At 60.1% G+C, this 1,095-nt stretch carries 1 protein-coding gene; it reads right to left on the bottom strand.

Going from position 1 to position 1,095, the window contains the following annotated elements:
• Nucleotides 1–1,095: two-component system activity regulator YycH (locus lacNas_RS10410; RefSeq protein WP_201346835.1), on the bottom strand; the 1,095-nt coding region annotated here is incomplete at both ends.

Below are 1,095 nucleotides of genomic sequence, written 5' to 3'. Positions count from 1 at the left end.
GAACTGGACGCGGCTGCCGAACTGGAGCTGACACTGCTGGAGCTGGCGCTGGATTCAGCTGCCGGCTGGCTGTAGCGCGAGCTGCTAGACGCCTGCGTCTGGCTGCTGGCTGGCGCCTGGCTGCCGGCCAGGCTGGAACTAGAACTGGAGCTGGCCGCTGACCTTTCGCTGGAGCTGGAGTCCGTGCTGGACGAGGAGTAGCTGCTGGAGCTTGGCGCCTCAGTCAGGATGTCGACGTTGGCTGCCTTGGCCTTCTTCCAGCCGGCCAGGCTGTTCCAGCTGCCGTCAACCTTGATGTAGTAGCTCGGCACCAGCGTGATCAGGTCGCTGCGCTTTTTATCGGCTTGAACATGGTAGCCGATGGCGATTTTTTCAATCTCGCTTTCCTTGATGCCGATGCTGGCCAGTTCCTTGAGCAGGGTCGCGGTCTTAGGCAGGGTTTTCGTGTGCCCGTCATACGGGATCGGAATCTGCAGGCTCATGCTGCTGAAGCTGACGCTGACCGACTCGCTGGACAGGGTCACCTGGGCCTGGGGCAGGCTGTCGTTGGCAAAAATCGGGTAGCCTTCAATATAGTTGATGTAGGACACCGTCTTGCCACTGCTTTCAAAAAATCTCAAATCCTGCTCCGACAAGCCCAGCTGCTTGACGTAAGCCGCGCTTTCCAGCATGCGCTGGGTCGTCGTCCGGCCCGGGCTGGTCAGGTAAGTCCGGTAAAGGTACTGGTGGTCGTTGTTTTTGCCGTCCAAGGGCAGCTGCAGGCGCTTGGAGTAGCCGGAGGTGTAGACCGACCGGCCGTTCTTGGCCACCGTCTTGCGGTAGTTGCTGCCCAGCAGGCGGGAAGCGTAGTAGCTGTTTGACTGGTAGCTGATCAGATAGCTGTACTCCTTGACCTTGACGGCCTTGGCGTAGAAAGGCACGTAGAGCTTCTTCAGGTGCAGGAAGCTGACCTCCTGCTTTTCCTGGGCGCTGGCCACGTAGCCCGCCAGCTTCTTGAAGGAGCCGCTCTTGATCTTCATGCGGTAGACCCGGCTGCCGCTGTCGTTGCCGAAGTAAAGGTAGCGGCCCGAGCTCTTGACGGGCACGAAGACCCGG

Source organism: Lactobacillus nasalidis (assembly GCF_016587775.1).
Taxonomy (GTDB): domain Bacteria; phylum Bacillota; class Bacilli; order Lactobacillales; family Lactobacillaceae; genus Lactobacillus; species Lactobacillus nasalidis.
This window is presented reverse-complemented; position numbering and strand designations above follow the sequence as displayed.